The organism is Pedobacter caeni (genome assembly GCF_900129215.1).
GTDB lineage: Bacteria > Bacteroidota > Bacteroidia > Sphingobacteriales > Sphingobacteriaceae > Pedobacter > Pedobacter caeni.
This window is the reverse complement of the sequence record NZ_FQUQ01000001.1, coordinates 1,234,391-1,247,600: the sequence shown is the minus strand read 5'-3', so window position 1 is coordinate 1,247,600 and position 13,210 is coordinate 1,234,391. Positions and strand designations below refer to the sequence as shown.

Genomic DNA, 13,210 nt, shown 5'->3' with positions numbered 1-13,210 from the left:
CTTACACATTGTATTCTAAAGAACAGGCTTCACAACTAAAACAGGCTTTTTGGACCGCTTTCGGACAATATATTGCGCCACACCTTTCAGCAGAAGGGCTCCGGACCAATTGGGTGAACTATAAAACAGGAATCAAGAACCTGCACTTTAAGATGCAGGCAGATAAAAAATCCGCATCCATTGCGATAGAAATGTCTCATCCCGACCCTGGCATGCAGGAGCTGATGTTTGAACAATTTCTGGAGTTTAAAAACATCCTCAATGCCAGTCTGAATGAAGAGTGGGAATGGCAGCTTCATGCACAGGATGAAAACCATAAGACGGTCAGCAGAATCGTGAAAACTTTGCCTGGGGTCAGCATTTTTAAGCAGGAAGACTGGCCGGAACTGATTTCTTTCTTTAAGCCAAGGATCATTGCACTGGACGAATTCTGGTCGGATGCAAAAGACAGCTTTGATACGTTTAAATAGCGGTTTAAAGCGGTTATTCCGGCATACCAGTTTCCAGGTATTTTGCATTTAACCCTGTGATAATCTTTTATTTATTTTTTATCTTGTTGAATGACAAGATTCTTCTACACGCTTCTCCTTCTTGGAATCCTGATTACCGGACTTAAGGCCCAGCAACCCGCCAAAAAAATATCTCTCGTGGATAGCCTGAAAGGCATGTTGGAACAGAAAATTCCGGACAGCCTCAGAGCCAGAACAAACTTCAATTTGGCAGAACAACTATTGTATGCCGACACCCTGCAAAGCAATAATTACCTGGAACAAGGAAGGAAGCTCATTAAAAAGAATGCCTACCTGCAGGCGATTTATTATTACTATGCCGCAACGCTGGAATCCCGTACCGATCTCCATAAGAGTGAAGTCAGTTTTAAAAAGGCACATGCCTTACTCGCTCCCTTTAAAACAGAAGATGCTTATCTGCTCCAGGCAAAGTCCTGGCACAATTATGGGGTACTCCAGCAACTGAAGGACAATTACAGGGGAATGGCCGATGCCTTATTGAACAAGGCAATTCCTTATGCGATTAAATCAGGTGATAAGGCTTATCTGGCCGTCAATTACATGGACCTTTCGCTGGTTTTCAAGAACAATAAACAGTTCGAAAAGGCACAGATCTATATAGATTCTACCTTACAAATTCTACAAAAAGTAAAAGGAAAAAAAAGCTATAAAATTGTAGCTTACCATACCGCCGCTGAAAATTATGTCTTTCTGAAGAAGTACCCGCAGGCAAAAGCGATGTTAGATAGTGCGTCGGTACTGCTGAGCCCCAATCCGGAAAGCCCCTTGTACCTTGACTATTATTTTGCAGAAGGTTTGTACTTCGATGATGTCAAACAATATGATCAGGCCATCATTAGCCTTGATAAAGGAATTGAAATGGCATTAAAGCTCCAGGCAAGAAACGAGGAACAACGCCTGCTGATGCAAAAGCTTCATGTACTCCGAAGCCAAAGGAAGTTCGATAAGGCACTTTCTATAGCTAATTATCTCCTGAAACAAAAAGATATGCTGTTTCTTAGTGATGACCGTTTGCTGGTTTATACAGACCTTGCAGAAACCTGGTCAGGGCTGGGAAATATGTCTGAGGCTTACAAATGGATGAAAACGGCTAGTCTGATGAGGGATAGTATCAACAAGAGCAGGCTTGAAAAGGATGTGCATGAACTGGAAATCAAGTATAAAAAAGCGGAGAACCAACGGGAAATAGGAGTTCTCAAAGCGACAAATGAAAAGGCCGCATTGTCTGTTAAAAACAACAGGTTGCTCGCCTGGTTGCTGGGTTCTGTCGCTTTGTTTCTGCTGATCATTTCCTTTTTCGGACTCTTATATTTCAGAAACAGTAAAAAGCTCACCAAACAGGAAGAAATCAATTACAGGCAAAGATTAAAAGAACTGGAGCAGGACAAGCAGCTGACGATCAGTAACGCCATGCTGGAAGGTGAGGAGCGGGAGCGACAAAGGGTAGGGCGAGATCTTCATGACGGACTTGGAGGGACCCTGGCCGGAATAAAAATCAACTTATCTGATGTGGTGGCCAATACTTCTCCTGCAGGAAAAGATACTGAACTGGGCAAAATCATTGCACAGCTGGATAATTCAGTAAACGATCTTAGGAGCATCGCCAGAAACCTGATGCCGGAAACACTGCTGAAGTTTGGGCTCGAAACTGCACTTAAAGACCTCTGCGAAACCTTTAACAACAATGGTCTGAAAATCACTTTACAATTATTTGATATCCAGGAAAGCATGGAGATTTCTATGAAGATCAATATCTACCGGATCATTCAGGAAATCCTCAGCAATACCGTACGCCATTCCGGAGCCTCTCAGCTCTTGCTGCAATGCAGTCAGAATGAAAGCGTTTTTCTGATCACTGCAGAAGACAATGGCAAGGGATTTGACCCCGAATCAGCAAATCATACTAAAGGGATAGGCCTGGACAACATCAGAAACAGGGTAGCCCTCTTGCATGGCAAAATGGAACTGAATTCAGCGATCAATGAAGGTACTGCGATAAATATTGAACTTCATGTAGGAGAATAGCCTTATATTTGGCGCGTGAATAATTATCAGCCACAGCTTAGAACGGTCAATGTGATCCGATATGTCACCCCTCTGCGCGAAGGAGGCTCAATGCCTGCCATTACAGAGGCGGACGACGAATTTTTATATGTACTTAAATTCCGCGGAGCCGGTCAGGGGCTCCGGGCACTTATTGCCGAATTGCTCGGCGGAGAAGTAGCCCGTGTATTGGGATTACGCATCCCGGAACTGGTGTTTGCAACGCTGGAAACAGATTTCGGCAGGATAGAACCTGATGAAGAGATTCAGGACCTGTTGAGGACAAGCGTTGGACTTAACCTGGCCCTCCATTACCTTTCAGGAGCCATCACCTTTGATCCGATCGTGAATCATCCGGATGCAAGAACGGCTTCACAGATCGTATGGCTGGATGCCTTTTTAACCAATATGGACCGTACAGCCCGTAATACGAACATGCTGATCTGGCATAAAGAATTATGGTTGATTGACCATGGTGCAGCACTGTATTTCCATCATGCTATGGAGAACTGGGAAGAACAGGCCATAAAACCTTTTGGCCTGATTAAGGACCATGTATTGCTTTCCAAAGCAAGCGAACTGGAACAGGTAGACGCAGAATTCAGGGCAATTCTTACGAATGAAAAAATCCGTGCCATCGTTTCGCTTATTCCGGACGACTGGCTGTCGGTTGACAATCCCTTTGACAGTATATCCGAACACCGTGAAGTATATTCCCGATTCCTGGAGTTAAGGATCGCTAATTCAGAAATTTTTGTAAAAGCAGCACAGAATGCAAGAGAAACACTTATTTGAGTATGCCGTCATCCGCGTCGTGCCAAGGGTAGAACGGGAAGAATTTCTGAATGTGGGAATCATACTTTATTGTGCCAAACAAAAGTTCCTGAAAACACAGTTTGAAGTCAATGATATAAAGATGAAAGCCTTTTGTGGTAAACTGGATTGCGAAGAACTGCAAGGTCACCTGCGTTCCTTTGAATTGATCAGTAAAGGAGGTAAAGAAGGAGGGACAATCGGACAACTGGATATGGCTTCCAGATTCCGCTGGCTCACTGCTACCCGCAGTACAGTAGTGCAGACTTCCAAAACCCATCCTGGTTTCTGTCTTGATGCACAGGAAACATTGGAAAAACTATACCATCAGCTGGTCCTTTAGGGCTCAGCTGGTGCTTTAAAGATCTGATTGCGCTATTGCTGGAATATACAAGAATAGATAAGGTATGGATACAAATGTTGCAGGTAATTTAAAGGATGGAGATCAATGTCTGGTAACCGGAGGAACCCATAAAGGTAAAACTGGTACAGTGAGAGACATCAATACCAGTAAAACGGGACACCGACGATTACTGTCGAACAACAGAACTCAGTAAGGTTCAAGACACTTGGGAAGAATGTAATCGTTCTTGAGGACCGCTGATCATCATCATGGAAGGGTTAAACAAAATGCGGGAGCTGATTGCCTCCTTTGTCAGCCTTGCTGATGAAGAGTGGTTGGCTTTCTCTAAGCTGCTGCTGCAAAAGTCATTTCCAAAAGGGAGTTTCCTTTGCAGGGAGGGGCAAATAGAAAACCATATCTTTTTTCTGGTAAAAGGAGCCACCCGGAATTATTTCTTAAAAGATGGAAAAGAGTTTACCGTTGACTTTTTATTTGAAGGTGACATGGTAACCGCCTACTATTCCTTTATCACGCGTGAACCTTCTATGATCGCCATTCAGGCAATCGAAGATATAGAAGCCATACTCATTCCTTATCAGCTGCTTCAGGACTTTTACCTGAATTCCCATTCCGGAGAGCGCATCGGTAGATTGATCGCAGAATTTCATTATAAAAAGAGGTTGGAAAGAGAAATGGCCCTGCTCTCTACAACGGCAGAGGAACGTTATGCCCAGCTCATGGACCGCAATCCGGAACTGATCAGGAAAACAGCAGTGAAACACCTTTCCACTTATCTGGGGATCCAGCCGGAGAGCCTGAGCAGGATCAGAAAGAGCTATTCACGAAACTAACATATGTCATTTTTTATGTGTTAAACTTATCAGAAGTTTGTGGTATAAATCAAACCTAATGAAAGTATTAATCGTATTATTTGTTGTTTTTCTGCTGAGCCTTTGTATTTATAAATGGGCAAGCAGCTCCTGGAATTTCCTGATGGCCGGGAATATTGCACTGTGTGTGATGATGTGTTTTGCCGCCAGTGGTCATTTTGCATTCACTAAAGGGATGGAAATGATGCTGCCGGATTTTATCCCCTTTAAGAAAGCGGTAGTGATTGGAACAGGATTCCTGGAAATCGCTGCGGGAATTGGTTTGTTATTTAGTCATACGAGAGCGTATGCTGCGGTATTTCTGATCGCATTTTTTGTATTGATTTTACCGGCCAATATTTATGCGGCGATACACCATATCGACCTTCAGAAAGGAGATTTTAATGGTCCTGGAACAAGTTATCTGTGGTTTAGGATCCCGATGCAGGTACTGTTGATCGGCTGGGCATGGTATTTTGGAATAAAGCTGGCAGCTTAGCTGTTGATGCCCATTGCGTATAGGATGATGTTTACCCCAAATTTGGTATTGTCTTCGGCAAGGAAACGTTTATTCCTGAAATCGTAGTCCCATTCACATCCATAGTCTTTATTGCTGTACAATACCCCGATACGGCCATTTACAGTGATGGCCTTCAGGTAATCATGAACCAGATCATCACCCCAGCCATTCAGTTCAAATGAAGTTGTAGGCGGACCTTTCTCGAACTTAAAAAAGGAATGATAGATCTTATGATCATTCGGGATTTTTTTGAGTGCCTGAGCACCAAACAGATTGCTCATTTGTGTTTCAAAAGATTTGGCAAACAAGCCGTCAATGTCATGGTTGCAATCGTCTACGAATACAAAACCACCATTGTTCACGTATTTCTTAAAGTTTGCCGCCTCCTGCTGATTAAACTGCACCAGTTTATGTCCGCTTAAATAACAAAAAGGGTAATTGAACAGGTCGTTGCTACTCAGTTCCACAATCTTTTCTTCCTGATCTAAAGGGATGGTGGTATACTCCAGCAAGGAATTCAGCAAATTCGAGGGCATTCGCTGATCGGTATCCCAGTTTCCGGATTTGTATTTTATTCTGGCAAAAGTAAACCTCGATCGTTGCATAGTTCTAAAATAGCGTCAATTTCTTTTACAATCTAGTTTTTTAAGATAGATATCTGTAATTTTTTTGATATTCTGATTAAGAGGCTAGGAAAAGTAAGCTCAGATGCCCTATATTGAATTACAATAGCTTACCCCTAAAAAGAATTACAATAGCTTACCTCAAAAAAACATTGTTTTGGAAATTTCAGAAAGCAACCTTAAAATATTAATACAAAAGATTTCGCAGTTAAAGGAAGAAATTCAGAAGGTGATTGTCGGGCAGGACATCATCATTGAAGAAATGCTGGTCGCTTTGCTTGCCGGAGGGCATTGCCTCTTGGAAGGAGTACCCGGTTTGGCGAAGACGCTCATGGTAAGGACCATGTCGCAAGCCCTGGACCTTTCTTTCAGAAGGATTCAGTTTACGCCCGATCTGATGCCTACGGATATTATAGGCACCGAGATTCTGGAAGAAGATCATCAGACGGGGAAACGCTTCTTTAAATTTAACAAGGGCCCTTTATTTGCCAATATTATTTTGGCCGATGAGATCAACCGTACCCCGCCAAAAACACAATCGGCACTACTTGAGGCCATGCAGGAATTTGAAGTGACCTATGGCGGACAAACCTATCCATTAGACCGTCCGTTTTTTATCCTGGCCACCCAAAATCCAATTGAACAGGCAGGGACCTATCCGCTTCCGGAAGCACAGCTGGATCGTTTTCTGCTCTACATCAAGATCGGTTACCCTACAGCTGCCGAGGAAACCAGAATATTAAGCAGTACTACAGGTACGATAAAGAATAAGGTCAACGCTGTGATTGGAGCAGAAGAGATCAAACAACTTCAGGCGCTCACCAGAGAGGTCAGTATCAGTGATGATCTGATCTCTTACGTCTCAGAACTGATCAGGGCCACAAGACCGGAAACCTCTTCCGTTCCCTATGTAAAGGAATGGGTGAGGTGGGGTGCAGGGCCAAGGGCCGGACAGGCGCTGATCCTGACGGCGAAAGCCAGGGCACTGATTCATGGCCGCTATGCAGTAGTGATGGAGGACCTTCAAACCATGGCTTACCCGGTATTGAGGCATCGGGTCCTGATGAATTTTAAAGCAGATGCCGAGAACGTAAGTTCAGATATGGTAGCTGCCGAATTAATTAAAAGCATCTCCAGGCCTAAAATCAACATTTAATGAGCAGACTGCTGGATCCTAAGGTACTGATGGCCATTAAAGAGCTTTCCTTGTCGGCAAAAACGACGATTGATGGTTTTATGAGTGGAATCAACAAAAGTACTGTGAAGGGCCCCGGACTGGAGTTCAGTCAGTACAGAAGCTATCAGCCTGGTGATGATTTACGCTCATTGGACTGGAAAATGTTTGCCCGTTCAGACCGTTATTACATCCGGGAATCTGAGGTAGAAACCAATATCTCTGTCCGCCTTTTAATTGATGCCAGCGCGTCGATGAACCATCAGGATGGGGGCTTTACCAAAATTGATTACGCCCGTTACCTGGCTGCCTCACTGGCTTATCTTGGAAACCTGCAGGGAGATGCAATAGGTCTGTATGTCTTTCAATCGGGCGGAATATATGCCATGCTGGCGAAACAGGACTATCAACACCTGGCCAGGTTGTTCTATCAATTGGAACAGATCAAACCCGAAGGCATTTTTACCAGGCCGATCCATTATAAAGAATTGTATGCAGGAGTACAAAAAAGAGAACTGCTGATTTTCATTACTGACCTTTATGAAACCAATGATGAGATTTTTACTTTACTGGATACCCTGAATACCCTCAGACATGAAGTGGTGGTTTTTCATTTGATGTCAGGAAATGAAATCGATCTTGATTTTAAGGGATATACTTCTTTTGAAGATCTGGAAAGTGGAAAAACAATTCAGATAGACCAGGAAAAAGCGCGGTCCGCTTATCAGCAAAAGCTGGAACAATACCTGGAAGATACCCGGATGAAACTGCTCGACAGGAGGATCTTTTACCGGATGATCAGAACAGATGAGCCGCTGGACCAGGCCCTGCGGGATTTTTTAAATCAAAGAAATAAATTAAAGGTATAATTGTGTCATTACTCTATCCAATAGCTTTATTCGCGCTTGCAGGATTGGCGATTCCCCTGATCATTCATTTATGGAATGTGAAACAGGGAAAAACGCTGAAGATAGGCAGTATTGCCTTATTGGGAGATGGTGTGCCTTTAAATTCCAGAAGTTACCGGATTGCAGACTGGTTATTGTTGTTGCTGAGGCTGCTGCTGATTACGCTGTTGGTGTTCCTGCTGGCAGGACCATACCTGAAGAGGAAAGCAGGAGGCGGAAATGAAAAAGGTTGGATCCTGATGGAGAAGAATAGCTTTTCTGCAGGTTATAAGGCACACCAGAAAGAGATCGATACCCTCCTTAAAGCAGGTTATCAATTACACCGGTTTGATATGGGGTTTCCAATAATAAGTCTAAAGGATACCTTGATAAAAGATAGTTCAGTTCATTTGAATTCAATGGATTATCATTCCATGTTCAGGCAGTTGAATGAAACTTTACCCGCCGGATTTCCGGTATATCTTTATGCCAGTCAGCGATTGAATAAATTGTCCGGAGATTTGCCTTCTGTTGATTTTAACCTCAAATGGAAAGCAATCAACGTTGCAGATACGCTGAGCCATTGGACCCGGGTTTTATCTGGTAAAACTTATGAGGCGACATCCAGTCCTTCTTTAACCAGCTATCGCAACCTGGATGAGGGCAAAGCAGCTCCGGTGATTTCTGTGTTAATCTATAAAGGAACAAATGCTGAAGACGCGAAATACATCAATGCCGCATTGGCTGCAATAGCCGATTTTACGAAACGTAAAATAGAGCTGAAGCAATGGAATGGGCAGGATCCTGGTGGTTTAAAATTTGATCTTGGTTTTTGGTTATCCGAACAAAAGGTAGCTGATGGATTTATGAAGCAGCTAAACCCCGGGGGCCGCTTATTTAGTTATGAATCTGGCAAAACAGTTTCTATACCTACTGAAATAGATCTTCAGCCAGGCAAAACGGGGCCTCAGCCAATTGTGGAACTGAATAAGAGAGTAGTTGCCACTTCTTACCCCGGAACAGGCATTTGGAATGATGGTTTCGGCCAGACTTTACTTTCCTTTGAAAGGAAAGCCGGGATAGATCATTACCATTTCTACAGCAGATTAAATCCTTCCTGGACTACATTGGTTTGGAAGGAAGCCTTTGTGAAAGCCTTTATGCCAATTGTGATCGGACAGGATGCTGATACTGCTGATTTTGGTTTTGAAAACCATCCGGATGACCAACGACGCAGCACCAACCTGTTTTCTCAAAAACAGGCTTCCATAAAAACAGGTTTGCTGGAAAGAACAGGACAAAAAGAACCGCTCAATAAATATTTCTGGATGCTGGCACTAGCTGTTTTTGTGCTGGAAAGAATGCTTTCTTTTTATAAACAAAATAAAATCAGTCATGCTTGATCAGGAAATAGGGAAAAGGATCCATGATTGGAAAAGGCAATGGCGAATATTTCGACTGCTACAGGTAATTGCTGTTAGTATAGGGGTTTCGGCTTTTCTTGCTGCAGTAACACTTCATCTGTTTCCATCGGGCAGCAACTCAGGAGCAGTCCTGTTTTTCTGCTTTTTTCTGCCCATACTGGCGATCGCAGGTCTGAAAAATCCTTTTTGGAAAATAACGGAGCAGCGCATTTCCAGGTATCTGGACAAACAGTATCCGGAGCTGGAAGAAAGTACTGGAATTTTATTAAAGCCTACTGCTGAATTGTCGGTGCTGGAAAGGTTGCAACAGCAAAAGATCAATAAGGTCATCACAGAAATTCCAGTGCCGGGAACACCTTTAAAGAACCTGGGCTGGGCGATATTAATCCTGATCGCTGGTTTCGGACTGGGCAAGGCAATTCCTGCTGTAGGCACTTTTACCAATGGTGCCGGAGCTGTTTTGCCTGAAATAGCTGGTAAAAAAGCAGAGGAAAGGATCCTTCCGGAAATTGAGTCCTTTGCTCTAAGGGTTAGTCCGCCGGCATATACGGGCATGACCGAAAGAAAACAGCAGCAGTTTACGGTCAAGGCAGCAACAGGATCTGTGCTCAAATGGGAAATCCGGACAAATGAAGCCGTTAAAAAGCTAAAACTCATTTTCAATGACAAGCAAGTGGCCAGCTTAACTTCCCTGAATGGCGAAGGCCTGGAATGGCATTTTGCAAAAACGGTTCATCAGCCCGGCTTTTATCAGATTGAACTGGATGGAAAGAAATCTGATCTTTATCAGATCGAACTGATCCCCGATTTGCCGGTAACGATCAGAATTACCCAGCCAAAGCCGCATAGTACGATTGATTTTGGCCAGCCTCAGCGGATCAGCTTAGTGCTTCAGTTGACTGACGACTATGGGATTAAAGATGCTTCCATTTCTGCAACCATGGCCAGTGGAAAAGGGGAAGGAGTGAGCTTCACAGAAAAAAAACTGCTGTTCAATACCAATTTTAACAACAGCAAAGCCATGTCCCTGAATAAGACCATAGATTTGAAAAGCCTGGGCATGAAACCTGGCGATGAGCTTTATTTTTTTGTTAAAGCCCTGGATAACCACGGACAGGCCAGCAGGTCTGATGTGTATTTTGTCTCTATCGTAGATACTGCAGAATTGATGAGTATGGCAGGGATGACCAATGGGGTAAATCTTGTTCCGGAATATTTCCGGAGTCAGCGGCAGATCATTATGGATACAGAAAAACTTCTTGATGAGCAGTCGAAAATTACTCCGGAAGCATTCAAGAACAGAAGTAATGAACTGGGAATAGATCAGCGCCTCTTACGCCTGCGTTATGGTAAATTCCTTGGAGAAGAAACTGAAACCGCAATTGGCACACCTCATAACCATGATCACGAAGAAGGTCATAAAGAAGACGAAAAGCATGAAGAGGGGCATGAACATGAAGAAGGACATGACCATAAAGAGGGAGAAGAACATCACGAGGAGAAAGAAACGAAAACCACAGAAAAGTTTGGTGATGTAAAGGCCATTATGGACAGCTATGCCCATAAACACGACATTGCAGAAGATGCTACTTTCTTTGAACCTGAATTAAAAGCACAGCTGAAAGCAGTACTCACCGAAATGTGGAGCTCTGAATTGCAGTTAAGAACTTATAAAACCCGGGACGCCTTGCCTTATGAATATAAAGCATTGCGTTTATTGAAAGACCTTCAGCAGAAGTCAAGGGCCTATGTGGCCAAGACCACAGTGAAAGTGGCACAGCTAAAAGAAGAGAAACGCCTTTCCGGGGAACTGGATAAGATCACGCAGCCTTTGCAGAAAAGCGCTTTTGAACAGACCGATCAAAAAACAGCGCTGTTGAAAAAGGCACTCAGCGCATTGGAAAACAGGAAAACAACAAGCACATTTAACCCGGAAGAGCTCAGTCTGATCCGGGAAACTGAAAAATATATGGTCGTAGCAGCTTCAGATAACCCGACCATCTTTTTACCTGCTTTAAAGTCATGGAGGAAACTGATGACAGGGAGCAAGGGATCAGAAAAAGACATCTCAACAGTTCAGGCAGCAATTGGAAAAATGATCGGACCAGAGCAGCCGATGCCACAACAACCGATAGCTCCTCCGGCCTCAGCACTTTACCGGAACTATTTTAATCAGCTCAGAAAAGGAGGGGGAGCCAATGGAATTTAAATACATCGCCATTTTGCTATGCCTCATCCTGGGTGTTTTTCTCAGTCTGAAGGAATGGCGGAGGTCAAATAAGGCCCGCCTGATCTGGAGGTTAGCGGCAAGTTACCTCGCAATAGTGTGTTTCGCCCTGTTTATATTCCCCATCTCTTATCAGGTGAAAAGAGCCGAACGTCCGCATGAACTTAATGTGTTGACTGAAGGGGTTTCAAAAGATACAATCAACAGTCTGAAAGGGAGAATTGTTACTACCGATGTCAGGTTTGATCAGGCTTTGAAGGTGCCCAGGCTTAGTCTGCTGCCGGATCTCTCTTATTTTTTAAAATCACAGCCGGACCTCAATCATTTAAATATCTACGGCTATGGTCTGCCTGCTGCACAGCTTGCTGAATTAAAGGACTATCAGCTTAACTTCCACCCTGCCGCACAACCGGAAGGCCTGATCTCAGGAAACTGGAACTCCAGGTTAAGTGATGCAGAACAATTGACCTTGCAGGGAGTTTATCACCACAGCGGAGCCCTTCCGGTAAAACTGTTTTTACAGGGTTTAGGCGCGAACCTGGATTCTGTGACGATCAAAACAAAGGGCGAACATACGTTCTCCCTAAAAGGGAGGCCAAAACAATCCGGCCGGGCAGTTTATCAGGTCATTGCTTTGCAAGGTAAGGATACTTTGGCTAATGAACCTGTGCCTGTGCAAGTCCAGCCTGCTGCTCCTTTAAAAGTGCTGATGCTGGCTGCATATCCCGATTTTGAATACAAATTCCTTAAAGACTGGTTTTTTGAGAAAAAATATCCGGTGATTTTCAGAAGCAGGATCAGCAAGGATAAATACAGCACAGACTTTCTCAATACGGAAAGATCAAACGTAAATAAGGTTACCGTAACATTGTTGAGTAAGATTGATGTGTTGATCCTCGATGAAGACGAATTAGCGGCACTCAGCGGAGCTGAACTTGCGGCCATCAATACTGCGGTGGATGGAGGCCTTGGGCTCTTTTTTCGGCTTACCGGACTGAAAGCCAGCTCGGCGATCGGCAGAAGCTTCAGTCGCTATGAATCTCCGGGGCTCAAAAATAAATCATTAACGATTGGCTTTCCGGGAGAAGAACGCTTGTTTCATCCATTGCCTTTTGAGCAGCTGCTTTTCCTGAAACCTGGTATTAATGATCAGCCACTGGTGGTCGAAAATACGGGTAAGGTACTTGTCAACAGCCGGATCAGTGGAATGGGAAAAGTGGTGGCCGCTCTGGTTCCCGCTACTTACCACTGGTTATTGAATGGACAGGCTGCTGATTATTCGGCCTTCTGGTCTGAAATCATGACACATACCGCAAGAAAGACTTATTTATCGGAAAGCTGGGTAATGGAGCCGGCCAAACCAATGGCCAGGCAAAGGCTAAACATCACCGTGGATCAATCGGCCGCAAATAAAGCAGCATTGGTTGCCCTCAACGGCTCGCGTTTAAGTCCCCTTCAAAATCCGGAACTCCCATTTCAATGGCAGGCAACCAGCTGGGCAACGGAAGAGGGATGGAACAGGATGAGCATCAATGGAAAAACTGAGTTTTTCTATGTGTACAGGGAGAAGGATTGGAAAACAGAAAATCAGGTTGCAAAACTTAAAGTGACCTCCACATTTATCAAAGCGCAAGAGAAGAGTCGTAAGTCTTTAGAAACAAGTGTCTTAATTGAAAAACCGGTTTCGTTGTGGTGGTTCTTTATTCCATTTTTGATTGCCGTAACTTTTTTATGGTATGAAACTAAATTGTTATAGA

13 protein-coding genes are annotated in these 13,210 nt (G+C 43.8%); 12 read left to right on the top strand and 1 reads right to left on the bottom strand.

Annotation, left to right across the window (positions count from 1 at the left end):
- Positions 1-8 precede the first annotated feature (8 nt).
- The 7 genes from BUC20_RS05220 (at position 9) to BUC20_RS05190 (ending at position 5,097) form a co-directional block, all read left to right on the top strand.
- Complete coding sequence (locus BUC20_RS05220) at positions 9-470, top strand: DUF4268 domain-containing protein (protein WP_084528548.1); 462 nt, start codon at positions 9-11, stop codon at positions 468-470.
- 90 nt (positions 471-560) lie between these two features.
- Complete coding sequence (locus tag BUC20_RS05215) at positions 561-2,555, top strand: tetratricopeptide repeat-containing sensor histidine kinase (RefSeq protein WP_073228271.1); 1,995 nt, start codon at positions 561-563, stop codon at positions 2,553-2,555.
- Between the two features lie 15 nt (positions 2,556-2,570).
- Positions 2,571-3,368 carry a HipA family kinase gene (locus tag BUC20_RS05210; RefSeq protein ID WP_073228269.1) on the top strand — a complete coding sequence of 266 codons (798 nt, stop codon included), beginning with the start codon at positions 2,571-2,573 and terminating at the stop codon, positions 3,366-3,368.
- On the top strand, positions 3,346-3,729 hold the full coding sequence (locus tag BUC20_RS05205; protein ID WP_073228267.1) for a DUF3037 domain-containing protein: 384 nt from the start codon (positions 3,346-3,348) through the stop codon (positions 3,727-3,729). Before BUC20_RS05210 ends, BUC20_RS05205 begins: the two co-directional genes overlap by 23 nt.
- A 64-nt stretch (positions 3,730-3,793) precedes the next feature.
- On the top strand, positions 3,794-3,943 hold the full coding sequence (locus BUC20_RS05200; protein ID WP_200800883.1) for a KOW motif-containing protein: 150 nt from the start codon (positions 3,794-3,796) through the stop codon (positions 3,941-3,943).
- Between the two features lie 55 nt (positions 3,944-3,998).
- Positions 3,999-4,580 (top strand): Crp/Fnr family transcriptional regulator, encoded by a 582-nt coding sequence (locus tag BUC20_RS05195; protein WP_073228264.1) that lies wholly within the window; start codon positions 3,999-4,001, stop codon positions 4,578-4,580.
- Between the two features lie 58 nt (positions 4,581-4,638).
- Positions 4,639-5,097 (top strand): DoxX family protein, encoded by a 459-nt coding sequence (locus tag BUC20_RS05190; RefSeq protein ID WP_073228261.1) that lies wholly within the window; start codon positions 4,639-4,641, stop codon positions 5,095-5,097.
- Here the strand turns inward: BUC20_RS05190 and BUC20_RS05185 are convergent.
- Positions 5,094-5,723: a DUF4159 domain-containing protein gene (locus tag BUC20_RS05185; protein WP_073228259.1), complete on the bottom strand. Its 630-nt coding sequence runs from the start codon at positions 5,721-5,723 to the stop codon at positions 5,094-5,096. The genes BUC20_RS05190 and BUC20_RS05185 overlap by 4 nt on opposite strands.
- Before the next feature lie 175 nt (positions 5,724-5,898).
- Between BUC20_RS05185 and BUC20_RS05180 the strand changes: the two genes are divergently transcribed.
- From BUC20_RS05180 to BUC20_RS05160, 5 genes are read left to right on the top strand one after another with little or no spacing between them, the layout of a single operon-like run.
- Positions 5,899-6,897 (top strand): AAA family ATPase, encoded by a 999-nt coding sequence (locus tag BUC20_RS05180; RefSeq protein WP_073228256.1) that lies wholly within the window; start codon positions 5,899-5,901, stop codon positions 6,895-6,897.
- Positions 6,897-7,784 carry a DUF58 domain-containing protein gene (locus BUC20_RS05175; protein WP_073228255.1) on the top strand — a complete coding sequence of 296 codons (888 nt, stop codon included), beginning with the start codon at positions 6,897-6,899 and terminating at the stop codon, positions 7,782-7,784. The genes BUC20_RS05180 and BUC20_RS05175 overlap by 1 nt, the downstream gene beginning before the upstream one ends.
- Before the next feature lie 2 nt (positions 7,785-7,786).
- Positions 7,787-9,205 (top strand): BatA domain-containing protein, encoded by a 1,419-nt coding sequence (locus BUC20_RS05170; protein ID WP_073228252.1) that lies wholly within the window; start codon positions 7,787-7,789, stop codon positions 9,203-9,205.
- Positions 9,198-11,435: a DUF4175 family protein gene (locus BUC20_RS05165; protein ID WP_073228249.1), complete on the top strand. Its 2,238-nt coding sequence runs from the start codon at positions 9,198-9,200 to the stop codon at positions 11,433-11,435. The genes BUC20_RS05170 and BUC20_RS05165 overlap by 8 nt, the downstream gene beginning before the upstream one ends.
- Positions 11,425-13,209 carry a hypothetical protein gene (locus BUC20_RS05160; protein ID WP_073228246.1) on the top strand — a complete coding sequence of 595 codons (1,785 nt, stop codon included), beginning with the start codon at positions 11,425-11,427 and terminating at the stop codon, positions 13,207-13,209. The genes BUC20_RS05165 and BUC20_RS05160 overlap by 11 nt, the downstream gene beginning before the upstream one ends.
- Position 13,210: the final 1 nt, after the last annotated feature.

Excerpts from the sequence above, each read along its gene's own strand:
- BUC20_RS05195 (WP_073228264.1), top strand. The coding sequence starts at position 3,999 with ATGGAAGGGTTAAACAAAATGCGGGAGCTGATTGCCTCCTTTGTCAGC.
- BUC20_RS05165 (WP_073228249.1), top strand. The coding sequence starts at position 9,198 with ATGCTTGATCAGGAAATAGGGAAAAGGATCCATGATTGGAAAAGGCAA.
- BUC20_RS05175 (WP_073228255.1), top strand. The coding sequence starts at position 6,897 with ATGAGCAGACTGCTGGATCCTAAGGTACTGATGGCCATTAAAGAGCTT.
- BUC20_RS05215 (WP_073228271.1), top strand. The coding sequence starts at position 561 with ATGACAAGATTCTTCTACACGCTTCTCCTTCTTGGAATCCTGATTACC.
- BUC20_RS05205 (WP_073228267.1), top strand. The coding sequence starts at position 3,346 with ATGCAAGAGAAACACTTATTTGAGTATGCCGTCATCCGCGTCGTGCCA.
- BUC20_RS05185 (WP_073228259.1), bottom strand. The coding sequence starts at position 5,723 with ATGCAACGATCGAGGTTTACTTTTGCCAGAATAAAATACAAATCCGGA.
- BUC20_RS05160 (WP_073228246.1), top strand. The coding sequence starts at position 11,425 with ATGGAATTTAAATACATCGCCATTTTGCTATGCCTCATCCTGGGTGTT.
- BUC20_RS05200 (WP_200800883.1), top strand. The coding sequence starts at position 3,794 with ATGGATACAAATGTTGCAGGTAATTTAAAGGATGGAGATCAATGTCTG.
- BUC20_RS05190 (WP_073228261.1), top strand. The coding sequence starts at position 4,639 with ATGAAAGTATTAATCGTATTATTTGTTGTTTTTCTGCTGAGCCTTTGT.